This window comes from Chryseobacterium taichungense, assembly GCF_900109935.1.
Taxonomy (GTDB): Bacteria; Bacteroidota; Bacteroidia; order Flavobacteriales; family Weeksellaceae; genus Chryseobacterium; species Chryseobacterium taichungense.
The window spans coordinates 246,627-269,080 of record NZ_FOBV01000006.1 but is presented as its reverse complement, the minus strand read 5'-3'; the positions used below and the strand labels follow the sequence as shown (position 1 = coordinate 269,080).

Here is a 22,454-nt window from a genome sequence, read left to right as displayed (position 1 = left end):
AAATGTAACAATTTACCAATGTAATAGTGTAACAATTTTGTAACAATTTTTAATCTAATCCTCTAGTAAACGGGATTGTATTTTAAACATTTTGATTGTTACGTTGTTAGACTGTTACATTGTTATACTATTTACGAGTAGATTCCTCCGTTAATATTAATTACTTCACCGGTAATGTACGATGATTTTTTTGAAGCTAAGAATGCAACCAGATCAGCAACTTCTTCTGCTTCACCAAATCTGTTAGCAGGAATCATCACCTTTAATTCATCTTCATTGAATTCCTGGGTCATATCTGTTTTAATGAATCCCGGAGCTACCGCATTTACGGTGATATTTCTTTTTGCCACTTCCTGTGCCAACGCTTTTGTAGCACCGACCAAAGCCCCTTTTGCCGCAGAATAATTGGTTTGTCCTGCTGTTCCCTTTACTCCGGAAACAGAAACCATATTGATGATTCTGCCGTATTTATTACGCAACAGTTTTTGAATAAAGAAATTGGTCACATTGAAAAAGCCATTTAAACTGGTGTTAATCACAGCGTTCCAATCCTCACTTGGCATCCACATGAACAATCCGTCTCTGGTAATTCCGGCATTATTTACAATAACTTCTACAATTGCTTTTGGATTGTTTTCCTGCCACTCTGTTAAAACTTTTTGGGTTTCCTCTGCATTTCCTACATCAAATTTCAGGATCTCGCCTGTAGAGTCCAATTCTTCAACTTTAGCCAATGTTTCCTTTGCTGCTGCTTCGTTTGAAGTATAATTTATCAGAATATGATAATTTTTTTCTTCTGCCAGTTTTATACAGATTGCCCTTCCAATTCCCCTAGAGCCACCTGTGATGATTGCACATTTCATGTGTTGCGTTATATGTTAGTTTTTGTTTTTAATTTTATATTATTTAAAAGACAACTGATCTCAGTTAAAAATTACATGGTCTTTAAATATTTTTTCACCTCTTCCAGATACGGATACATCACCATATCATTGGAAAATGCCGGAATGATGCTTCTTATTTCGTCATACAATTCCTTCGTTGCGGTCGAAACTTTATCCTGAAAACCAAGATATTCAATCGCCTGAACAATGGTAATCGCTTCAATCGTCAGCACTTCAAAAGCATTTTCAATAACTTTTCTACAGATCACAGCTGCATTTGTCCCCATGCTTACAATATCCTGATTATCATTATTATTAGGAATACTGTGAACATACATGGAATTTGACAGCATCTGACTTTCGGCCGTCGTAGAAGTTGCCGTAAACTGAACACCCTGCATCCCGAAATTAAAGCCTAATTTACCCAAATTTACAAAAGGCGGTAAAATTTCATTGATTTTAGAATTTAAAAGATAATTCAATTGCCTTTCTGCCAACATTGTCAGTTTGGTAACAACAATTTTCAGTTTATCCATTTCCAAGGAAATATAATCTCCGTGAAAGTTTCCTCCATGATAAACATGCTGATCTTCAACGTTAATAATCGGATTATCATTCGCTGAATTGATCTCATTCTCCAATACTTTTTCCGTATACTCAAGCGTATCTAAAACAGGTCCTAAAATCTGTGGAACGCATCGTAAAGAGTAATATTCCTGAACTTTTTCTTTGAAAACTTTTTCCTGCTCTTCAAAGTGGGTATATAAATGATCTGCTCTTTTTCTGATTAATTTACTATCAGACAAGTGGGCACGCATTTTTTCTGCAATTTTCTGCTGTCCTGCGTGAAGTTTTGTTCCATTTAAAACTTCCGACAAATGATCATCATACGCCTGAACAATTTCATTAATAGCACATGATAATTTAACAGAAATATCAGTTAATTGATTGGCTTTATGAGCATTAACAACACCAATTCCTGACATCACAGAAGTTCCGTTCATTAAAGCCAGGCCTTCACGTATTTCAACATGGATCGGTTCTAAACCCTCAATTTCGAAAACTTCCTTGGTCGGTTTTCTTTCACCTTTATAAAAAACTTCACCTTCACCGATTAAAACCAAAGCCAGGTGAGCCAATTGTACCAAATCTCCGCTTGCCCCGACACCCCCGTGTTCGAAAATCAACGGCGTAATATCTCTGTTTATTAACTCTTTAAGTAGTTTCACAACAGAATGATGCACTCCAGATTTCCCCAGAGATAATGTATTCAATCGTGCCAGCATACAAGCTTTTGCCTCGTCAGCCGGAAGCGGATTTCCCATACCGGAAGAATGGCTTCTGATCAGATTATACTGAAGCTGATGCGTATCTTCATCACTGATTTTGAACTGTGCCATCGGTCCAAAACCGGTATTCACACCATATATTACTTTATTCTTTGAAAACTCTTTCAAAAACTGAAAACTTTCATCCACTCTGGTAAGAAGCGTTTCATCGAGTTCAATTTTTTCTTTTTCAATAATGACTTTTTTAAAGTCTTTCAGTTCTAAAAAGCTATTTATTTTCATTAATTAAAAGTAATAATATGATAATTTTGTTATTATTAATTAATTGTCATTAATTTTGCGGCAAAGATAGAAGTTATTTATAAAATAAAAAATCAAAGATGAGCAAAGAGTTTGTTGACGTACTTGTAATCGGCGCCGGCCCGTCCGGATGCGTATCTTCTTCATATTTAAAGAAGAACAACGTCAACGTAAAAGTTGTTGAAAAGACGAAATTTCCGAGACTGGTTGTCGGGGAAAGCCTTATTCCGCGTGTTATGGATCATTTTGATGAAGCAGGATTATTTCCTGCGCTTGATAAAATGGGTTTTGAAAAGAAACTGGGAGCACGTTTTTTAAGAGGCGATGAAGTCTGCATTTTTGATTTCAGTAATAAATTCGGAGAAGGCTGGGACTGGACCTGGCAGGTTCCCAGAGCAGATTTTGACGATGTTCTTGCTCAGGAAGTGATCAGAAAAGGAATTGATCTTGAATTTGAAACGGAAGTTATCGGTATTGAATTCAATGGAACAGATTCTGTAACTACCGTAAAAAACAAAAACGGAGAAACAAAAGAAATACACGCTAAATTCGTGATTGACTCAAGTGGTTACGGAAGAGTGTTGCCTAGACTTTTAGACTTAGAAAAACCTTCAAAATTATCTCCCCACTCCGCCATTTTTTCTCACGTAAAAGATATCAACCGAGAAGAAGGCACGGAAGGAACATTGATCTCTTTTGATATCATTGAAACGGAAGTCTGGCTTTGGGTAATTCCTTTTTCCAACGGAAATACGAGTGTAGGAATTGTAGGGCCGACTGAATTTATTGATAAACTATCTGAAAATGGTGATACTGCAGAAGCGTTAAGAAAAGCCATTTCTCTTTCGGATTATTATGTAAAACGTTTTGGGGATGTAGAGTTTCTTTTTGAACCAAAGCATTTGAAAGATTACTCCTGCTCAGTAAAAAGCCTTTTTGGAGACGGTTTTGCTTTAACGGGAAATGCTTCGGAATTTCTTGATCCTGTTTTTTCTTCGGGGATGGCTTTTGCAACAGAATCAGGAATGCTGGCGGCAAAATTAGCCTTAAGACAACTGAATGGCGAAAAAATCGACTGGCAAAAAGAATATTCGGACTACATTTTATACGGCGTTGATGTTTTCACAACCTATGTAAAAGAATGGTATACCGGGAATCTTCAGGAATTATTTTTTCATCAACCGGAAAATCCAGATGTAAAACGAAAAATCTGTGCGGTACTCGCGGGTTATGTATGGGACAAAAAAAATACTTTTGTAAGAATACATGATACTGCGATAAAAAATCTTGCAGAATTTATTAAAAAAGAAAAAGAACAAGCATAAAAATCCGCTTCCTTAAACGGGAAGCGGATTTTTTATTTTATTTTCTTTTCTATCATACGGGCCAATGTTTTTGCCGTTTTTGCATATCCCTCGGAAATCCTGTCATTATTATTCGGCAATCCTACGAAATTGTCACCAGGAGCGTTCTTACTTTCAATCTCTAATAAAACATTAGATGGATCTGATTTTTCGACGAATTTTAAAACAGTACTCAACTTTGATGGCTGATTCATTACACCAGCGAACCATCCTGGATAGATCCATACAGTTTCTACTAACAAGGTATATTTTGCAGATTGATTGTCCACTGAAGTTCTAATATCTGTATTTTTATTCATAGAAGCCAGAAACTTATCTACAAATTGAGTATTTTTAGAATATTCCCAATCCTTCTTCCATACTTCAAATTCTTCAGGGCTTTTATTGGCTTTCCGAATATCTTTTTCCTGTTTGGCAATATATGCCGCTTCATCCATATTTTCTTTATAAAATTTAATATGACTGTAATCCATCTGCAAATTCAGCTCCTTCTCTCCTTTAAGAAAGTCGAAATTTCCGGAAATAACTTTCATTTTTTGTGCATATACAACACCAGTTAAGAAGATCAAAAAGACCAATAGCAATTTTTTCATAGTTTATAAATTTAATTTTAAAGTTTTTTTTGAAATGAAGATTTATCGAAGATCTGTAAATGTAATCGGTTTCCTGCTGTTCGGATTGAAAACAATTTTAGACAAAACATCAAATTCAACGATTTCAATTTTTGGGCTTACCCTTAATTTTGCACGGAAATGATCTCTTACCTCATTTACAAAATTTTCCGAATCGCTGTCGGTGCTGATTTTAATGATAATTTCATCCAAACCAATTTCATTCGACCGGATAACGATCTGATAGCACAGAATATTGTTGAAATCATTTAAAATATCATTCATTGCCGGCGGATACAACGTGGTTCCTTTATATTTGATCATCTGCTGTTTTCTTCCGATCACAGGCCCGAGTCTCATCGTATTTCTTCCGCACGCACAAGGCTCATAATGTGCTTTTACAATATCTCCTGTTTTGAATCTTAATAAAGGGATCGCTTCAACACTTAATGTTGTAATTGTTAATTCTCCGCTTTCGCCTTCCTTAACCAAATTTCCCTCGTCGTCAAGAATTTCTGTGATGATGAGTTCCGGATGCTGATGGCCACCGATCTGCTCCTCGCATTCTGTGAAAGCTGTACTCATTTCCGTTGAAGCATACGTTGAAAATAATTTAATATTCCATTTTTCTTTAATTTTCTGAGATAAAATATTATCGGTAAAATCCTGATTCTTGATACTTTCTCCAATGCAAACAGCACCGTAAACACTGGAATTTTTATAATCAATTCCGTGTTTCTCGGCATAATCAATCATTTTTAAAAGAAATGACGGAACGGTAATTAAATATTTTGGCTTATATCTGAAAATTGAATCCCATTGCAATTCAGGAATTCCTGGCCCCATTCTTACGACGCTGGCGCCCATTTTTCTTAACCCTAAAAAGTAAGCCAGTCCGGCCATGAACCGTTTGTCGATCGTTGTAATCATCTGCACCACATCTCCTTTTTGAATTCCCGCGCAGGCAAAGGAAATAGCTTCGTTATAAGCCAACCTTTCCAGATCATTATCTGATAACCCGAAGGTTACAGGATCACCCAACGTTCCTGATGTTGTGCTGTAATCCACAATTTTGTCGGGAGTAACACAGAAAAAATCATTATTATGCTGCTGAATATCATTTTTCGTCGTTGCCGGGATTTTCTGTAAATCTTCCAACGTTCGGATATCGGCAATCCTGATGTTGTTTTCTTTGAATAGCCTCTGATAAAAAGGTGAATTGTTTTCAAGATACACCAAAAGCTCCTGAAGTTTTTGCTCCTGAAACTTTTTTATTTCCTGAATTTCTGCTCTTTCGATGGATGGATAGAATTCCAATGGTTGTTATTTTTAGAGGACAAATTTATTTAAAATTAAAGATTGAATGATTAAAAATTTAAAAATTAAATTCCGTTGTGAATTCATACATAATCGCATTTTAATGTAAACGCAAAGATTTAGTTATTGTAATGTTGATTCAAGATGGCAAAGGCAAATAAATTTGCTGCGCGAAACGTGAAAACAAAGCTTCATCAAATCAGATTGTTAATTAACTCTTTGCCTCTTAAAATATATAGAAACTCAAATAGTTCGCATTTAAATCTCAAGGAAAAATAAGTTTGGGTTAAAACCAATGCGCGCGGTTACAATCTAAAAGCGGGCTAAAGCCCGCTCCTATTGATACTGAGATTTTCCATAACATGTCCAATAAATCCATTTTAAAAATTGACCCATTCACAACTGACCATCCACCTTTATTTTTATTTCCTGAAAAAGAACTTTTTAATTGGAAGTCTCAAAATAAAACATATATTATAAACCGGTAAATTTTAGTAAATTTGCCAACTTAATTAATCAACGATATTGATATATTACAATGAGCCAATTTAAAGAGTACAAAAACCTCAATCTTATTGACGTAGCCGAGAACATCGCGGAATTCTGGAAACAGAACAAAACTTTCAATAAAAGTGTTGAGATTCGTGAGGGGCAGCCTGAATTTGTTTTTTATGAAGGTCCGCCTTCCGCAAACGGTATGCCCGGAATTCACCACGTTATGGCCAGAGCGTTGAAGGATATTTTCTGTCGTTATCAGACCCAGAACGGAAAGCAGGTTTTCCGTAAAGCGGGTTGGGACACGCATGGACTTCCGGTAGAGCTTGGTGTGGAAAAAGAATTAGGAATCACTAAAGAAGATATTGGCAATAAAATTTCAATTGAAGATTATAATAAAGCGTGCCGTGAAGCAGTAATGCGTTACACTGACGTCTGGAACAACCTTACCGAAAAGATCGGATATTGGGTTGATCTCGATGATCCGTATATCACGTACAAATCGAAATACATGGAGACCGTTTGGTGGCTGTTGAAGCAATTGTACGATAAAGGATTATTGTACAAAGGCTACACCATCCAGCCGTATTCTCCAAAAGCAGGAACCGGACTTTCTTCCCACGAAGTCAACCAACCGGGAGCTTATCGTGATGTTTCTGACACCACGGTGGTAGCACAGTTTAAAACATTACCTGAAACGTTACCATCATTTTTACAAGGTTTTGGGGATGTACATTTCTTAGCATGGACGACAACTCCGTGGACGTTACCTTCCAATACAGCGTTGACAGTAGGCCCGAAAATCGATTATGTTTTGGTTAAAACGTTCAATCAATATACTTTTGAACCGGTAAATGTAGTTTTGGCGAAAGCTTTAATTGGGAAACAGTTTGCAAAAAAATACAGTGCAGGTACAGAAGAAGATTTCGCAAATTACACTTCAGAAAGTAAAGTTATTCCTTATCAGATTTTAGCAGAATTTAAAGGTGCTGATCTGGTTGGAATTAAATATGAACAACTTTTAGATTATGCTAAACCTCAGCAAAACCCGGAAAATGCTTTCAGAGTAATTTCAGGAAACTTCGTAACAACGGAAGACGGAACAGGTATCGTTCACACAGCACCTACTTTCGGAGCTGATGATGCGAAAGTGGCTAAAGATGCAACTCCTGAAGTTCCGCCAATGCTTGTTCTGGATAAAAACGGAAATCCTGTTCCACTGGTAGATTTACAGGGAAGATTTTTACCACAGGTAAGCGATGAAATATACGGTTTTGCGAATGAATATGTAAAAGGAGAATACCTTAGTGAAGCAGAAAAAGTTGCGGAATTGAAAATTCAGAAGGAAAATCTCAAGTCGATCATTTCAGATCTGAAAACTTATCTTTCTGTTGATGAAAGAATTGCTTTAAAATTAAGAAAAGAAAACAAGGCTTTCAAAGTAGAAAAATACGTCCACTCATATCCGCACAGCTGGAGAACAGATGAGCCTCTATTATATTATCCGTTGGATTCATGGTTTGTGAAAATGACTGCTGTGAAAGACAAACTAGTAGATTTAAACAAAGAAATCAACTGGAAGCCAAAAGCTACGGGAGAAGGCCGTTTCGCCAACTGGTTGGAAAACGTAAACGACTGGAACCTTTCCCGTTCAAGATATTGGGGAATCCCATTGCCGATCTGGAGAACAGATGCCGCCGCAGGGCAAATTGAAGAAAAGATCATCGGTTCTGTAGAAGAATTATATAATGAGATCGAAAAATCCGTTGAAGCAGGATTAATGAAAGAAAATCCTTTCAAAGGTTTTATCATCGGAAATATGTCTGAATCCAATTACGAATTGGTTGACCTACATAAAAATGTAGTTGACAAGGTCATCTTAGTTTCCGATTCAGGAAGACCAATGAAACGTGAAAGCGACCTGATTGACGTTTGGTTTGATTCTGGTGCTATGCCGTATGCACAAATGCATTATCCTTTTGAAAATAAAGAATTAATTGATACAAATAAGGCATTTCCTGCTGACTTCATTGCGGAAGGTGTTGACCAGACTCGTGGTTGGTTCTATACGCTTCATGCAATCGGAACGGCAGTTTTTGATTCGGTGGCTTATAAAAATGTAATGAGTAACGGTCTTGTTTTGGATAAAAACGGACAGAAAATGTCAAAACGTTTAGGCAATGCTGTAGACCCGTTTGAAACACTTGCTGTTTACGGTCCGGATGCAACACGCTGGTATATGATATCGAACGCAAATCCTTGGGAAAATCTCAAATTTGACATCGAAGGAATTGATGAAGTGAGAAGAAAATTCTTCGGAACACTTTATAATACCTATTCATTCTTTGCATTGTATGCGAATGTTGACGGATTCAATTATTCTGAAAAAGAAATTGAAAACAGACCGGAAATCGACCGATGGATTTTGTCTGAATTAAATTTATTAATCAAAGAAGTTAAAGCTTTCTACGAAGATTATGAGCCGACAAAAGTGGCCAGAGCTATCAATACTTTTGTGAATGATAATCTATCAAACTGGTACGTAAGATTATGCAGAAGACGTTTCTGGAAAGGAGATTATTCTGAAGATAAAATTTCAGCTTATCAGACTTTATATACTTGTCTTGAAACGGTTGCCAAACTATCTGCACCTATCGCTCCTTTCTTTATGGATCAATTATACCAGGATTTAAATAAAGTAACTGGAAAAGAAACCGCAGAATCGATCCATCTGACAAATTTCCCTGTTGCTGATGAAAGTCTTATCGATCAAGATTTGGTTGAAAAAACGCATTTAGCACAGAACATTACAAGTATGGTTTTCTCGTTGAGAAAGAAAGAAAATGTAAAAGTTCGTCAGCCTTTACAGAAAGTTTTAATTCCGGTTTTGGATTTAAAAACAGAAGAGCAGATTTCTGCGGTTTCTGAATTGATCAAACAGGAAGTAAACGTTAAAGAAATTCAGTTAATTAACGCAGAAGAAGCGGCGCATCTTATTGTAAAACAGATAAAACCAAATTTCAAAGCGCTAGGTCCTAAATTAGGAAAAGACATGAAAATGGTTGGTGGAGAAATTTCCAATTTTGATACTGAACAGATTTCTACGCTTGAAAAAGAAGGAAAATTAGACATCCAAGGTTATGAAATTACAATTGAAGATGTTGAAATTTCTACAAAAGACATCCCGGGATGGACGGTAACTTCCGACGGTAAAACGACTGTGGCACTAGATTTGAAGCTAACAGATGAGTTAAAATCTGAAGGTATTGCAAGAGAATTTATCAACAGAATTCAGAATCTTAGAAAAGATAAAGATTTTGAGCTGACCGACAGGATAAATATTTTTATTGAAGAAAATTCTCCGTTTATCAATGACATCAAGAAAAATGAAGAATATATTTCATCCGAGGTCTTGTCAAATAAAATAGAAATTGTATCTTCACTTTTAAATTTTAACGAAATCGAAATAGATGAGGTTAATTTTAAGATAAATGTTGAAAAAATTAACATATAGTTATTGTTTTTCAAATTCCATTTCATAATTTTATTAAAAAAGAGAAAATGATTATGTCAGACGAAAGAGTAAGATACAGTGATGCAGATTTGCAAGAATTTAAAGCCATCATTAAGGAAAAAATAGAAAAAGCAGAAAATGATCTGAAACTTATTAGAGAAAGTTTCATTAATGATCAGAATAATGGTACCGATGATACTTCACCGACGTTTAAGGCGTTTGAAGAAGGTGCTGAAACGTTAAGCAAAGAACAGAATTCTATTTTGGCAGGAAGACAGGAAAAATTCGTCCGTGATCTTAAGAACGCTCTGATAAGAATTGAAAATAAAACATACGGGGTTTGCAGAGTTACAGGAAAGCTGATTCCTAAAGAAAGACTTTTGGCTGTTCCTCATGCTACGCTGAGCATCGAAGCGAAAAATATGCAGAAATAACCGAAAGGTTTATCAAATAAATTTGGGTTTATATTGTATTTTTGACAAATACTTTATAAACCTAATTTTTAGTATATATCCATGAGCGAATTGGTAATTGTAATCATTATTGTAATAGCCATTCTGGTTTTTTTCAACAGAGACCAGATAAGGGACAGGTTTTTTCCTGACAAACACCGAAACTATACAATCGATGATCAGTTTAATTCTGATAAACGCGACAGGGAAAAAGAAATCGACCGGCTTTTAAGCAAAATGGGCAAAAACGGAATCAATGATCTGTCTCCCAAAGAAAGAAAAAGGCTTGATGAGCTGTCAAAAAAATAACTTAAACTTAAAAAAGTGGAATCCATTATTGTACACACTAAAAATGCAATGGAACTAAACGCACTGAAAAGCGTTTTAAAGGAAATGAACATTAAGTTCGAGAAATTCCATACCAAGAATACGCATCACAATCAGAAAACGATCAAGAAAATCGTTGACAAGAAAAATGAAAAGATAGGAAAACCTTCAAAACCAAAAGGACTGTAATGAAAAAGATAGTATTTGTCACTTTTCTTATTTTGCTGATTGATCAGATATCAAAAATCTACGTAAAAACACACTTTGAGCTTAATGACAGTATTTCTGTATTTCCGGGGTTCAGACTTACTTTTGTAGAAAATCCGGGAATGGCGTACGGTCTTCATTTCGGAGGCGTAATTGGTAAATATTTCCTGGTTATTGTAAGAATTTTTCTGATTGGCGGAATGATCTATTTGTTCAAAAAATGGTTACAGCGTGGAGAATCCAACTATCTTCTGATCCCAATGGCGATGATCTTTGCAGGAGCGATCGGAAATCTGATTGACGGAATGTTTTACGGCTTAATTTTCGACAGCGGTACCGTATATGATCAAAGTATTGACCGATGGATAGGCTACGGCGGCATTTCCCATTTTACAAATTTCGGTGAGGGTTATTCTACTTTTATGAAAGGCTGCGTGGTTGACATGCTCCATTTTCCCCTTGTAGACTGGAATGTTCCTGAAAGCTGGCCTTTGATCGGAGGAAAACATATTGAATTTTTTAAGTATATTTTTAATGTTGCCGACTCAGCGATTACGGTGGGCGCCGCATTATTATTAATTTTCAGAAAAAAAGCTTTCCCGAACGGGTTGGAATTTTAAAGAATTTTACACCGGATGAAAAAATTAATTAAAAACGTATTTAAATTTTTCCTGCTTCTTTTTGTGGCAGGAATTATTTTTATAGCCTGGGCAAATTACAGCATTAAAGCAAGCAGCAATCCTTACGTTTCTTATGAGACTTCAGATCTTCCCGCAGCCAAAACAGCACTTCTGCTGGGAACCAGTAAAACACTCAACAACGGTTTTCCAAATGCCTATTTCTATAACAGAATTTATGCTGCTGTAGAATTGTATAAAAGTGGAAAAATACAGTATATCATTGTAAGCGGCGACAACAGCAGAAAAGATTATAATGAGCCTGAAGACATGCAATTTGCTTTAATGGAACGCGGAATTCCAAAGGGTAGAATTTTTCTGGATTTTGCAGGTTTCAGAACATTGGATTCTGTAGTGAGAGCAAAAGAAATTTTCGGACAAAAGAAAATAATTATTGTTTCCCAGAAGTTTCATAATGAAAGAGCGGTATTTCTGGCCAGGCAAAACGGAATGGACGTCTTCGGCTATAACGCATTAGATGTAAATCAATATGCAGGTTTCAAAACCAATATGAGAGAATATTTGGCTAAGGCAAAAGCTTATTGGGATTTGATTTTTGGTGTTGAGCCTAAGTTTGGAGGAGAGAAAGTCCTTATTCCGTAATTTTTCTAGGGTGATATTTTCATGCAAGTTTTTAAATTCAAGTGAGCAAAGAACGAATCAACAAGTTGATTTGATGAAGCAGTGTTTTCAAGCTTTGCGCAGTAAATATATTACCTTTGCTCTCTGATATTAAAATTACAATCTTAAAACCTTACGATTAATAAATTTAAACTTACTTTAGACTACTCTATCTTTTAGAGAATTAATTAAATTTGCAATTCATTAATTTTAAATATAAATTTTAAACAATGTCAAGAATTCTTACCGGCATTCAAGCCACCGGAACACCGCACTTGGGAAACCTTTTGGGTGCAATTATTCCTGCAATTGAGCTATCAAAACAGGAAGGAAATGAATCATTTTTATTCATAGCAAATCTTCATTCTTTAACGCAGATTAAAGATGCAAAAGAGCTTAAACAAAACACCTACGAAATTGCTGCGGCTTGGCTTGCTTGTGGGCTGGATACCGAAAAAACTTATTTTTACAGACAGAGTGACATCCCCGAAACCTGTGAACTTTCTTGGCATTTATCATGTTTTTTTCCGTACCAAAGACTGACATTAGCACACTCATTCAAGGATAAGGCAGACCGGTTACAGGATGTTAATGCAGGTTTATTTACCTATCCTATCTTAATGGCCGCAGATATTTTGTTGTATGATGCTGAAATCGTGCCTGTTGGAAAAGACCAGCTACAACATCTGGAAATTGCCCGTGATGTAGCTTCCAGATTTAATAATCAAATGGGTGAAGTTTTTGTTTTGCCTCAATCTGAGCTCCAGGAAAACACCAAGTATGTTCCCGGAATTGATGGACATAAAATGTCTAAATCGCGAGGAAATATCATCAATATTTTCTTACCTGAAAAAGAACTAAAAAAGCAGGTCATGAGCATCGAAACCGATTCCAAATCGCTGGAAGAACCCAAAGATCCTGAAACAGACAAGATATTTGCTATTTATCAATTAATTGCAACACCTGAGCAAACGGAAGAATTGAGAACAAGATATCTAGCCGGAAACTTCGGTTATGGCCATGCGAAAAAGGAACTGCTGGATTTAATTTTAACAAGATTTGAAAGGGAAAGAGAACTGTTCTCTTACTATATGAACAATCTTGAGGAACTGGAAGCAAAACTTCAGGAAGGAGCAGCCAAAACGAGAGTAATTGCTACTCAGACAATGAAAAGAGTGAGAGAAAGTTTAGGATTCTAATATTTTGAACCTGATAATATAGTTTCGGCGGCACCTTTGGTGCCGCCGAAACTTTTATAAATACTCTTTTATCTGCAAAAGATGGGTAATCACCTTCAATCCTTCTTCTTTTCTGTTTTCGTGCAGAACATCAAAGAAAATTACATCCATTCCAAAATTCTGCGCCCCAATAATATCCGCTATCCAGTCATCTCCTATCAAAATACTTTCATCTTTTAATGCATCTGCAAGCTTCAAAGAATATTCAAAAATTTCAGGTCTTGGTTTTCTTACGCCAACGGAATCTGCACTCGTAATGGTTTGAAAATATTGAGCTATTCCTGACAAGATGCATTTTCTTTCTGTAACTTCTTTAAAACCGTTGGAAATAATATGCAATATGTAATTTTTTGCTTTAAGATACTCTAAAATATAGATTGTTCCTTCTACCAGCTCATTATGATTAAGAATTTTATCCAGAAAATGTTCTTCAAAATACATTGACAGCTGTTCATCATCAACATTGAAATGTCTGAAGGTATCATAAAAACGGTGCTTTCTCAAATATTCTTTGTCAATAATTCCATCCCGGATATCTTCCCAAAGTTTCTCATTAATTTCATGATAAACGGCATGAAACTGTTCAAAATCGATGTTATATTTTAATGTAATTTCTTCTTTTTCAAAAAGATCTTTAATCGTTAAATAGGCATTGCGACGATGATCCCAAAGCGTATTGTCGAGATCAAAAAAAATGTGCTGAATTTTCATACAGCACAAAATTAATTTTAATTTTTGGAAATCGGATAATTCTTGTTCTTGGTTTTTACAACCCCAAGATTCTTCGAAAAATTGAGCAAAAACTCAATCGTTTGTTTTTTTGGTTTCAAAGTTTTCACTTTTAAGGAATCATTTTTTCTCATAGGCGATTAAATGTTTTTCCTTAAAACGAGAATTTTCCGAAATTATTATCTATCGTGTCAAGACAATATGATTTTCATCCATGATTTTTCTCAGGTTGATCAGCGCATACCTTACCCTTCCCAATGTCGTATTGATACTCATATCGGTATGATCGGCAATTTCTTTAAAACTCAGCCCGTCAAAAAATCTTAATTTAATCACTTCCTGCTGATTTTCAGGCAGAAATTGAAGCATTCGCAAAAGATCTTCCTGAATTTGATTGGTAACCAGTTGATCTTCAATATTTTCGGAAGGTTCTTTCAAAAGGTCAAAAATAGAATATTCATCAGTTTCAAAAGTTGTTTCCGAAACCTTGATATTTTTTGCTTTTGCTCTGAAATGATCGATAATAAGATTATGAGCGATCCTTTTTGCCCACAGAATGAATTTTCCTTCTTCGTTATAACGTCCTTCTTTCAGCATAACGATAATTTTCATGAATGTATCCTGAAAAACATCATTTGCCAGATCTTCATCATTAATTTTGTAAAAAATGAATGTAAACAGTTCTCTTTGGTGGCGGTGAATAAGGGTAGACAACGCCTCTTCGTCTCCTTTTTGATAAAGGGAAATTAGTAAACTATCCGATTTTGATTTCATAACTCTTCTCAATACTATTTATGCTGATCATATACTTTCCAGATTTTTTACCTGGCTTCAGCTGTAAATACAAAACAATTCTTCAGAGTAAAGTCTAATCAATAGGCGGATACAATTTTTAATGATGTAAATATAATGATTTTTTAATAACTGTTAACCTATTATTAAATTTTTAAGAGAAAAATTAAAAAAAAATCATTTAAACATGTCGTGAATGAATACAGTAGGGATATTTAGTGTAAAATTAATATTCAGCCCTTTCAATTCTTTGCCGTTAATTCCACTATTTCCGACCGGAAAAGCGTAGCCGCCTGTGAGATCAAGCATTCCAAAAAGCGTAAAACCGACTTTTGGAGCAACATATTTGTTGGTTCCCTCAGCGCCGATTAAAAAATAATAAGAATGATAAAAATCCACATCCTTTTGGAAGTTCAGTAAAACATCAGCAGAAACTTTCGGCATAATCGCAAACTTGGAATTTGCAGAACCCATTAATGCAGAGGCACCGAGCCTGTAGATCACATCATCATTTTTCAGAAAAAGCAGTTTTCCTCCCACATCACCGAAACTCTGGTTTTGATAAGTATAACCCACAGTTACCATTTTATGTACAGTTAGCTGGGCTTTTGTAAAAATACCAAAGAAAAATATAGAAAGAATCGTGATTGCAAATCTGGTGTTTATCATTTTAATTTATTTAATGTAAAATTAAAAAAAACTGCTTTACCGGAAAGATAAAGCAGCGTTTATTATGAAACGTTTTAGTTTATTATAAATTTAAAAATTAAATTCCGAAAGAAGCTTTAATCTCCTCCACTTTATCTAATTTCTCCCAGGTAAAGAATTCCAACCCGGTAAGTGTAAGCTCATTTTTCTGCCCTTTATTGAACGTTTTATCAGCTACATAATGCTCTTTCCCCATATGCCCGTAAGAAGCTGTTTCCTGATAAATAGGATTTCTCAGTTTCAGGTTCTGCTCAATCGCGTAAGGTCTAAGGTCAAATATTTCAGAAACTTTTTTTGCAATGTCTCCGTCATGGAGGTCAACTTTCGCCGTTCCATATGTATTGATGTATAAACCGCAAGGTTCAGCAACACCGATTGCATAAGAAACTTGTACCAAAACTTCATCCGCAACACCCGCAGCCACTAAGTTTTTAGCAATATGTCTTGTCGCATACGCAGCACTTCTGTCAACTTTTGAAGGATCTTTTCCAGAGAAAGCACCACCACCGTGAGCACCTTTTCCACCATACGTATCAACGATGATTTTTCTTCCTGTAAGACCTGTATCTCCGTGAGGGCCACCAATGACAAATTTCCCGGTAGGATTGATGTGATATTTGATCTGATCATTAAACAATGCTTTAATTTCATCAGACTGCAAAGCCACCACTCTCGGGATCAGAATATTTTTAATATCTTCTCTGATTTTGTTCAGCATTTCTTCCTCAGATCCGAAATCATCATGCTGGGTAGAAACTACGATAGAATCAATTCTGATTGGTTTATGATCATCCGAATATTCAATTGTTACCTGACTTTTTGCATCCGGACGAAGATATTTGATCTCGGAATCTTCTCTTCTGATCGCGGAAAGCTCTTTAAGAATAGTATGTGCAAGATCAAGTGCCAAAGGCATGTAGTTGGCCGTTTCATTGGTAGCATACCCGAACATCATTCCCTGGTCGCCGGCTCCTTGCGCATTAGCTTTTGCTTCAAAAGATTCGTCTTCTACGGCTCTGTCAACTCCCTGATTGATATCCGGTGACTGCTCATGAATCGCTGAGATCACGCCACAAGAATCACCATTAAACATATATTCACCTTTCGTATATCCAATCCCGTTGATTACTTCTCTCGCAATAGTCTGCACATCAAGATAAGCATCAGATTTTACTTCACCTGCAAGTACCACCTGCCCTGTTGTAACAAGGGTTTCACAAGCTACTTTCGAAGATTTATCGTATGCTAAAAAGTGATCTATTAATGCATCAGAGATCTGATCGGCAATTTTATCCGGATGTCCTTCTGAAACGGATTCAGACGTAAATAAATAAGACATATTATTCTATTTGTTTAAAGATTAAAATTCACGAAGAAAAATAAGAATAATTGTCGGAAAGGCTAAAAAGAAATACTGTTTTAGCATTTTTTTATAGAGGTTGCAATCAGGTCAAATTTTTCCTCGTTCGTAAACGTGCGCAAATTTAAGTACTATTTTTTTAATACTCAAATTTTTGCTTACTAATTATAATTTTCTTGAAATTAGCGGTTTATCAAGCCTTTAACAATAAAAAACTATTGTGGTTTTATGCTTACGAATTCTTTCGGATTTTCGTGATAATTAAGTTTTTTCTCTAAAGATGTTCTGATAGAATGTGACAATTCATCAATGATCTTTTGCTTAAATGTCGGCTTATAGTAAATAATGCTGATTTCCCTGTATGGAAAAGGCTTTTTAAATCTAAATACATTTTCTTTCTGCTGTTCCGACAACTGACTTAGTGCTAGTTCTGGCAAAATACTGATTCCACCGACTTTATCCACCATGTGCACCAATGTCTGAATATTGGAAGCAAGAAAATCTAAATTTTTAGGCTTTAACGTATTTTCTTTTAGATGACAGATGTTTTCAAACTGGTTTCTCAGGCAGTTTCCTTCTTCCAGAAGCCATACTTTCTCTACGTTCAGCTCTTCAGGAACCACATAAGAGTTTTTTTTGTTCGCTTCCGTATCTGAGCTGTAAATCATTAATTCTTCATTAAATAAGAAATCCTGATAAAATTCGTCTGCAGAATCGTAAGGAGTAGAAATAATTCCCGCATCAAGCTCACCAGCTTTTAGTGCTTTGATAATATTATCTGTCGTCATTTCCTTTACATTCATCTGAATTTTCGGATTATCTTCCAGGAATTTAAAAATCTCAGTAGGAAGGATAAAAGATGACACGGTAGGAATGATTCCTATATTGATTGTACCTCCTAAAATATTATTCAGAAGATTGGCTTTATTTTTCAGTTCATTGACAGATTCTATAATCACCTTGGCCTGATCAATGATCTGTAGCCCTACATCAGTCGTACGGATCGGGTGAGTAGTTCTGTCGAACACCTTCACATCAAGTTCATCCTCAAATTTTTGTATCATTGCACTTAATGTAGGCTGCGTAATGAAGCATGCTTGAGCCGCTTTTCCAAAATGTTTATACTTATCTACAGCGATAAGATACTCCAATTGCTGAATATTCATCTGATTAATATTATCTATGACAAAGATAAAACGTTTTTGCTATTTGTAATTAAAAATTAAAGTAAATTTGATATTTAATACGACATTATAAACTGATCCAAGATCAATATCAGCAAAACAAATCATAAGTATATGGATTCTAAAAAATTAACGTTAAGTAACGGCGCTCCTTATTATGAGCATCAGGATTCTCAGACAGTAGGTCCCAGAGGTCCGGTATTATTGCAGGACTTCGTTTTACAGGAAAATCTTGCCCATTTTGTAAGAGAAAGAATCCCTGAAAGAATTGTTCATGCCAAAGGAACCGGAGCTTACGGAACGTTCACGGTAACACACGACATCAGCCAATATACAAAAGCAAAATTGTTTTCAAAAGTAGGAAACTCATGTAGAATGTTTGCCCGCTTTTCTACCGTTGGGGGTGAAAAAGGAAGTGCCGATACAGCGAGAGATCCGAGGGGTTTTGCTTTGAAATTTTATACCGAAGACGGAAACTGGGATCTGGTGGGAAACAATACGCCGGTTTTCTTTATTAAAGATGCCAAAAAATTCCCTGACTTTATTCATACCCAGAAAAGAGTTCCGAAAACCAATCTGAAAAGTGCTACAATGATGTGGGATTTCTGGAGCCTTAATCCTGAATCGCTGCATCAGGTTCTGATTTTAATGTCAGACAGAGGAACACCTTACGGATACCGCCATATGCATGGTTTCGGATCTCATACTTTCTCGATGATCAATGACAAAAATGAAAGAGTATGGGTAAAATTCCATATGAAAACAAAGCAGGGAATCAAGAACTTTACCGATGCTGAAGCCGTAAAAATGGCAGGTGAAAATCCTGATTTTGCGCAGGAAGATATGTGCAATGCGATTGAAGAAGGAAATTTCCCGAAATGGACCATGTACATTCAGGTGATGACCGAAGAGCAGGCAAGAGATTTCAGATGGAATCCTTTTGACATTACAAAAGTTTGGTTTCAGGGTGATTTCCCCTTAATTGAAGTGGGAGAAATAGAGCTGAATGAAGTTCCTGTAAATTATTTCGCACACGTAGAGCAATCTACGTTCTCACCAAGTAACCTGATCAACGGAATCAGTTTTTCTCCGGATAAAATGCTTCAGGGAAGATTATTCTCCTATCCAGATGCCCACCGGTACAGAGTCGGTGTCAATGCACATCATCTGGAAGTAAACAGATGTCCTTTTGCGGTGAACAATTATCAGCGGGATGGCTTTATGGCTGACTCCAGCCACTATCAGGATAAACCGAATTATCACCCGAATAGTTTTGACGAAATCAAACCTGATCCTACTTATAAAAATTATGAATATGAGCTGGACAGCGCTCACGTAGCCAATTACAGCAGAAATGAAAATGATGATGACCATTACACACAGCCCGGATTGCTATATTCCAAAGCGATGAGTCCGGAAGACAGACAAAATCTTGTGAGTAATATTGTTGGAAGTATGAAAGGAATTACAGGGCCTAAAAAAGATGAAATCATTAACCGTCAGTTATGTCACTTCTTCCGAGCCAATATTGAACTGGGTATGAAAGTAGCCACGCAACTTAATGTTGTCATTGATGCTAATATGATGAATCATTCCAAATAACTATATTGAACAGCAATTTCAATCAAAAGGAAAAAAAGTTAACATTTTTTCCTTTTTTTTGTAAAAAATTTATAATTTGCAAAGAATAATATTTTATAAGTTGAAAAATGGGTTACGAAAATATATTATTGAACAAGGAAAATAAAATAGCTGTTATTACTATTAACCGTCCTGAAAGTCTGAATGCATTAAATGCAAAAACGATCAGTGAACTTAGTTCTGCTTTGGAAGAATTAAACGCTGATGCAGAATGCAGAGTGATCATTCTTACAGGAAGCGGTGAAAAGTCTTTCGTGGCCGGAGCTGATATTAAAGAATTCAGTGATTTCGGACAGGACAGAGCAGAAGAACTTTCCAGAAACGGACATCACTCATTATTCAACAAAATAGAAAATATGACCAAGCCTGTCATTGCAGCCGTAAACGGATTTGCACTGGGCGGCGGTCTGGAGCTTGCTATGGCATGCCACATCAGATATGCATCGGAAAATGCAAAACTTGGGCTTCCTGAAGTGACCTTAGGATTAATTCCGGGATATGGAGGAACCCAAAGACTTCCGAAGCTAGTAGGAAAAGGTATTGCCAATGAAATGATCTTCTCTGCCAAAATGATTCCGGCTCACAGAGCAAAGGAAATCGGATTGGTAAATGAAGTATACCCAATTGAAGAACTACTAACCAAAACACGAGAATTAGCCACTACTATTGCCAGCAATTCCCCAATGGCAATATCCAAAGCTATTCATGCTGTAAATTTATCGGATACAGAGAAAGGTTTTGAAACCGAAATCAGATATTTCGGAGAGCTTTTTGACATGGACGATAAAAAAGAAGGAGTCTCTGCGTTTCTGGAAAAAAGAAAACCGAACTTCTAAAAACTGCTTCCTTAATACAAATTATTTCGAAAAAACAATGCTGCTGTATGAATAAGTTTGATAAAGCTTATCTAAAAATGGCTCAGGAATGGGCAAAACTATCCTACTGTAAACGAAAGCAGGTAGGAGCTCTTATCGTAAAAGATAGGATGATTATTTCAGATGGTTATAATGGTACCCCTTCAGGGTTTGAAAACTGCTGTGAAGACAGCGAAGGCAAAACACACTGGTATGTACTTCATGCGGAAGCCAATGCAATCTTAAAGCTGGCAGCTTCCACACAGTCTGCAAAAGGAGCCACGTTGTATTTAACGCTCTCCCCATGTAAAGAATGTAGTAAACTTATTTTACAGGCAGGAATTACAAGACTTGTATATATCAATGAGTATTCAGATGACGACGGAATATCATTTTTAAGAAACCACAATATTGAAATAGTCCAGATTTCGGATTGTGAACTAAAAAAATAACACAACATGACTTGGGATGAAAAAATTAAGGATTTTGAAATCTTTCTTCGCTTCGAAAGAAACTTTTCAGAAAACACTCTCGATGCCTATATCCGGGACATCAAAAAACTAAAAGAATACGCAGAAGAAGATCTGGAAAATGTAGGACCTGATACCATTCGTTATGAAAATCTCCAGGAATACATCTTTAATCTCTCTAAACAAAAATTCAGCGAACGCTCACAGGCAAGATGGATTTCTTCCATAAAAGCATTCTTCAAATATCTTGTGGAGGACGAATTCAGAACGGATAATCCTGCGACATTACTTGAAGGACCGAAGCTAGGCCTTTATCTGCCGGATACATTAAGCCTTCCGGACATCAACAAAATTATCAGTGCTATTGAGCTGAATTCTGATCTTGGAAAAAGAAACCAGTGCATTATCGAGGTACTCTATGGCTGTGGACTCCGTGTTTCGGAACTGATAGAGCTGAAAATCTCCAATATCAATTTCAGGGAGCATTATATCAAAATTCTTGGTAAAGGAAACAAAACCCGCTTCGTGCCATTAGCAGATTATACGGCTAAATTGCTTCAAAGCTACATTTCTGAAGTTCGCTCAAAAATTAAAGTCACAAAAAGACATGAAGACACGCTCTTCCTGAACAGCAGAGGAACCTCAATGTCAAGAGTAATTGTATTTTTAATTATAAAAGAACTGACGGATAAAGCGGGGGTTAGCAAGAAAATTTCTCCTCACACCTTCCGGCATTCTTTTGCAACACATTTATTACAGAACGGTGCAGATCTTCGTTATATTCAGGAAATGTTGGGTCATTCCAGTATTACCACAACGGAAATTTATACCCATCTGAAAACAGAAGAACTTCGGGACGTTATTTTAACGTATCATCCGAGAAATATTAATACGGTCTAATGAAAATATTGAAATATTGCCCAAGCTGTGGCAAAGAATCTTTAAACTGGGATGGCGAAAAGAAATGGAGCTGTCCCAACTGCAATTTCACTCTATATAATAATGTAGCCGGAGCCGTAGCTGTGGTTATACGTTTTGAAAATGAAATTTATCTTACCCGAAGAAACAGAGATCCTAAAAAAGGCAAACTTGACCTGGCAGGAGGATTTATAGATCCACGGGAAAGTGCAGAAGAAACTTGCCAGCGGGAACTTTATGAAGAGCTACAGCTTGATATCGATATTTCAAATTTAAAATATCTGAGAAGTCTTCCGAATGTCTATCAGTACAAAGAAATAGATTATAATACGATTGATCTTTTTTATGAATATAGCGTTCCGGAAAAATTTGAGGTCAATCTCGAAACGTCTGAAATATCAGAAGCTTTGTGGATTACTTTAGAAGAATTAAAGCTTGAAGATATTGCTTTTGATTCGCAGAAAATATTTTTTAAAGAGTATCTGAAGAATATTTAAAATTT

22 protein-coding genes are annotated in these 22,454 nt (G+C 36.1%); 13 read left to right on the top strand and 9 right to left on the bottom strand.

Features of this window, described 5'->3' with window-relative positions; translation table 11 throughout:
* Positions 1-131 precede the first annotated feature (131 nt).
* Entirely contained in the window at positions 132-863 is a 732-nt protein-coding gene (gene fabG / locus BMW64_RS14510) for a flexirubin biosynthesis SDR family reductase FlxB (RefSeq protein ID WP_090000673.1), read from the bottom strand.
* 71 nt (positions 864-934) lie between these two features.
* Positions 935-2,455, bottom strand: a complete 1,521-nt coding sequence (locus BMW64_RS14505; protein ID WP_090000672.1) for a flexirubin biosynthesis tyrosine ammonia-lyase FlxA — start codon at positions 2,453-2,455, stop codon at positions 935-937.
* Between the two features lie 98 nt (positions 2,456-2,553).
* On the opposite strand from BMW64_RS14505, the gene BMW64_RS14500 reads away from it, so the two are divergent.
* Positions 2,554-3,798 carry an NAD(P)/FAD-dependent oxidoreductase gene (locus BMW64_RS14500; RefSeq protein WP_090000671.1) on the top strand — a complete coding sequence of 415 codons (1,245 nt, stop codon included), beginning with the start codon at positions 2,554-2,556 and terminating at the stop codon, positions 3,796-3,798.
* A 32-nt stretch (positions 3,799-3,830) separates the two neighbouring features.
* Here BMW64_RS14500 and BMW64_RS14495 read toward each other — a convergent pair whose 3' ends face one another.
* Both BMW64_RS14495 and BMW64_RS14490 read right to left on the bottom strand, forming a co-directional pair.
* Positions 3,831-4,430, bottom strand: a complete 600-nt coding sequence (locus tag BMW64_RS14495) for a hypothetical protein (RefSeq protein WP_090000670.1) — start codon at positions 4,428-4,430, stop codon at positions 3,831-3,833.
* A 42-nt stretch (positions 4,431-4,472) separates the two neighbouring features.
* Positions 4,473-5,765 carry a flexirubin biosynthesis putative acyl-CoA ligase FlxY gene (locus tag BMW64_RS14490; protein ID WP_090000669.1) on the bottom strand — a complete coding sequence of 431 codons (1,293 nt, stop codon included), beginning with the start codon at positions 5,763-5,765 and terminating at the stop codon, positions 4,473-4,475.
* A 538-nt stretch (positions 5,766-6,303) separates the two neighbouring features.
* Between BMW64_RS14490 and ileS the strand changes: the two genes are divergently transcribed.
* The 7 genes from ileS to trpS all read left to right on the top strand — a co-directional run bounded on the left by ileS (position 6,304) and on the right by trpS (position 13,257).
* The gene (ileS, locus tag BMW64_RS14485; protein WP_090000668.1) at positions 6,304-9,774 is read left to right on the top strand and encodes an isoleucine--tRNA ligase; all 3,471 of its coding nucleotides are present in this window, start codon (positions 6,304-6,306) and stop codon (positions 9,772-9,774) included.
* Positions 9,775-9,827: 53 nt separating this feature from the next.
* Complete coding sequence (locus BMW64_RS14480) at positions 9,828-10,208, top strand: TraR/DksA family transcriptional regulator (protein WP_027378898.1); 381 nt, start codon at positions 9,828-9,830, stop codon at positions 10,206-10,208.
* Between the two features lie 81 nt (positions 10,209-10,289).
* On the top strand, positions 10,290-10,535 hold the full coding sequence (locus tag BMW64_RS14475) for a DUF6576 domain-containing protein (RefSeq protein WP_090000667.1): 246 nt from the start codon (positions 10,290-10,292) through the stop codon (positions 10,533-10,535).
* Positions 10,536-10,550: 15 nt separating this feature from the next.
* Positions 10,551-10,742, top strand: a complete 192-nt coding sequence (locus BMW64_RS14470) for a DUF2683 family protein (protein ID WP_089858127.1) — start codon at positions 10,551-10,553, stop codon at positions 10,740-10,742.
* On the top strand, positions 10,742-11,380 hold the full coding sequence (locus BMW64_RS14465) for a lipoprotein signal peptidase (protein ID WP_090000666.1): 639 nt from the start codon (positions 10,742-10,744) through the stop codon (positions 11,378-11,380). The genes BMW64_RS14470 and BMW64_RS14465 overlap by 1 nt, the downstream gene beginning before the upstream one ends.
* Positions 11,381-11,395: 15 nt before the next feature.
* Positions 11,396-12,040 (top strand): SanA/YdcF family protein, encoded by a 645-nt coding sequence (locus BMW64_RS14460; protein WP_090000665.1) that lies wholly within the window; start codon positions 11,396-11,398, stop codon positions 12,038-12,040.
* A gap of 248 nt (positions 12,041-12,288) precedes the next feature.
* Complete coding sequence (gene trpS, locus BMW64_RS14455) at positions 12,289-13,257, top strand: tryptophan--tRNA ligase (protein ID WP_090000664.1); 969 nt, start codon at positions 12,289-12,291, stop codon at positions 13,255-13,257.
* Between the two features lie 54 nt (positions 13,258-13,311).
* Here trpS and BMW64_RS14450 read toward each other — a convergent pair whose 3' ends face one another.
* The 5 genes from BMW64_RS14450 to BMW64_RS14430 form a co-directional block, all read right to left on the bottom strand.
* Entirely contained in the window at positions 13,312-14,007 is a 696-nt protein-coding gene (locus BMW64_RS14450; protein ID WP_090000663.1) for a YjjG family noncanonical pyrimidine nucleotidase, read from the bottom strand.
* Positions 14,008-14,208: 201 nt separating this feature from the next.
* Complete coding sequence (locus tag BMW64_RS14445; protein WP_090000662.1) at positions 14,209-14,799, bottom strand: RNA polymerase sigma factor; 591 nt, start codon at positions 14,797-14,799, stop codon at positions 14,209-14,211.
* Between the two features lie 195 nt (positions 14,800-14,994).
* Entirely contained in the window at positions 14,995-15,486 is a 492-nt protein-coding gene (locus BMW64_RS14440) for a hypothetical protein (RefSeq protein ID WP_090000661.1), read from the bottom strand.
* Between the two features lie 97 nt (positions 15,487-15,583).
* A complete protein-coding gene (metK, locus tag BMW64_RS14435; RefSeq protein ID WP_090000660.1) occupies positions 15,584-16,864 on the bottom strand; it encodes a methionine adenosyltransferase in 1,281 nt (426 codons plus the stop codon).
* Positions 16,865-17,100: 236 nt separating this feature from the next.
* Complete coding sequence (locus BMW64_RS14430) at positions 17,101-18,051, bottom strand: LysR substrate-binding domain-containing protein (RefSeq protein ID WP_090000659.1); 951 nt, start codon at positions 18,049-18,051, stop codon at positions 17,101-17,103.
* Between the two features lie 132 nt (positions 18,052-18,183).
* On the opposite strand from BMW64_RS14430, the gene BMW64_RS14425 reads away from it, so the two are divergent.
* The 5 genes from BMW64_RS14425 (at position 18,184) to BMW64_RS14405 (ending at position 22,449) form a co-directional block, all read left to right on the top strand.
* Positions 18,184-19,671, top strand: coding sequence for a catalase (locus BMW64_RS14425; protein ID WP_090000658.1), 1,488 nt, complete (start codon positions 18,184-18,186; stop codon positions 19,669-19,671).
* Between the two features lie 107 nt (positions 19,672-19,778).
* Entirely contained in the window at positions 19,779-20,546 is a 768-nt protein-coding gene (locus BMW64_RS14420; protein WP_090000657.1) for an enoyl-CoA hydratase/isomerase family protein, read from the top strand.
* Positions 20,547-20,593: 47 nt separating this feature from the next.
* A complete protein-coding gene (locus BMW64_RS14415) occupies positions 20,594-21,016 on the top strand; it encodes a deoxycytidylate deaminase (protein ID WP_090000656.1) in 423 nt (140 codons plus the stop codon).
* 6 nt (positions 21,017-21,022) lie between these two features.
* The gene (gene xerD / locus BMW64_RS14410) at positions 21,023-21,934 is read left to right on the top strand and encodes a site-specific tyrosine recombinase XerD (RefSeq protein ID WP_090000655.1); all 912 of its coding nucleotides are present in this window, start codon (positions 21,023-21,025) and stop codon (positions 21,932-21,934) included.
* Entirely contained in the window at positions 21,934-22,449 is a 516-nt protein-coding gene (locus tag BMW64_RS14405; protein ID WP_090000654.1) for an NUDIX hydrolase, read from the top strand. The genes xerD and BMW64_RS14405 overlap by 1 nt, the downstream gene beginning before the upstream one ends.
* Positions 22,450-22,454 lie beyond the last annotated feature (5 nt).

Coding starts and splice junctions, on each gene's coding strand:
- fabG (WP_090000673.1), bottom strand. CDS start 863: ATGAAATGTGCAATCATCACAGGTGGCTCTAGGGGAATTGGAAGGGCA.
- BMW64_RS14505 (WP_090000672.1), bottom strand. CDS start 2,455: ATGAAAATAAATAGCTTTTTAGAACTGAAAGACTTTAAAAAAGTCATT.
- BMW64_RS14500 (WP_090000671.1), top strand. CDS start 2,554: ATGAGCAAAGAGTTTGTTGACGTACTTGTAATCGGCGCCGGCCCGTCC.
- BMW64_RS14495 (WP_090000670.1), bottom strand. CDS start 4,430: ATGAAAAAATTGCTATTGGTCTTTTTGATCTTCTTAACTGGTGTTGTA.
- ileS (WP_090000668.1), top strand. CDS start 6,304: ATGAGCCAATTTAAAGAGTACAAAAACCTCAATCTTATTGACGTAGCC.
- BMW64_RS14480 (WP_027378898.1), top strand. CDS start 9,828: ATGTCAGACGAAAGAGTAAGATACAGTGATGCAGATTTGCAAGAATTT.
- BMW64_RS14475 (WP_090000667.1), top strand. CDS start 10,290: ATGAGCGAATTGGTAATTGTAATCATTATTGTAATAGCCATTCTGGTT.
- BMW64_RS14465 (WP_090000666.1), top strand. CDS start 10,742: ATGAAAAAGATAGTATTTGTCACTTTTCTTATTTTGCTGATTGATCAG.
- BMW64_RS14460 (WP_090000665.1), top strand. CDS start 11,396: ATGAAAAAATTAATTAAAAACGTATTTAAATTTTTCCTGCTTCTTTTT.
- trpS (WP_090000664.1), top strand. CDS start 12,289: ATGTCAAGAATTCTTACCGGCATTCAAGCCACCGGAACACCGCACTTG.
- BMW64_RS14450 (WP_090000663.1), bottom strand. CDS start 14,007: ATGAAAATTCAGCACATTTTTTTTGATCTCGACAATACGCTTTGGGAT.
- BMW64_RS14445 (WP_090000662.1), bottom strand. CDS start 14,799: ATGAAATCAAAATCGGATAGTTTACTAATTTCCCTTTATCAAAAAGGA.
- BMW64_RS14440 (WP_090000661.1), bottom strand. CDS start 15,486: ATGATAAACACCAGATTTGCAATCACGATTCTTTCTATATTTTTCTTT.
- metK (WP_090000660.1), bottom strand. CDS start 16,864: ATGTCTTATTTATTTACGTCTGAATCCGTTTCAGAAGGACATCCGGAT.
- BMW64_RS14430 (WP_090000659.1), bottom strand. CDS start 18,051: ATGAATATTCAGCAATTGGAGTATCTTATCGCTGTAGATAAGTATAAA.
- BMW64_RS14425 (WP_090000658.1), top strand. CDS start 18,184: ATGGATTCTAAAAAATTAACGTTAAGTAACGGCGCTCCTTATTATGAG.
- BMW64_RS14420 (WP_090000657.1), top strand. CDS start 19,779: ATGGGTTACGAAAATATATTATTGAACAAGGAAAATAAAATAGCTGTT.
- BMW64_RS14415 (WP_090000656.1), top strand. CDS start 20,594: ATGAATAAGTTTGATAAAGCTTATCTAAAAATGGCTCAGGAATGGGCA.
- xerD (WP_090000655.1), top strand. CDS start 21,023: ATGACTTGGGATGAAAAAATTAAGGATTTTGAAATCTTTCTTCGCTTC.
- BMW64_RS14405 (WP_090000654.1), top strand. CDS start 21,934: ATGAAAATATTGAAATATTGCCCAAGCTGTGGCAAAGAATCTTTAAAC.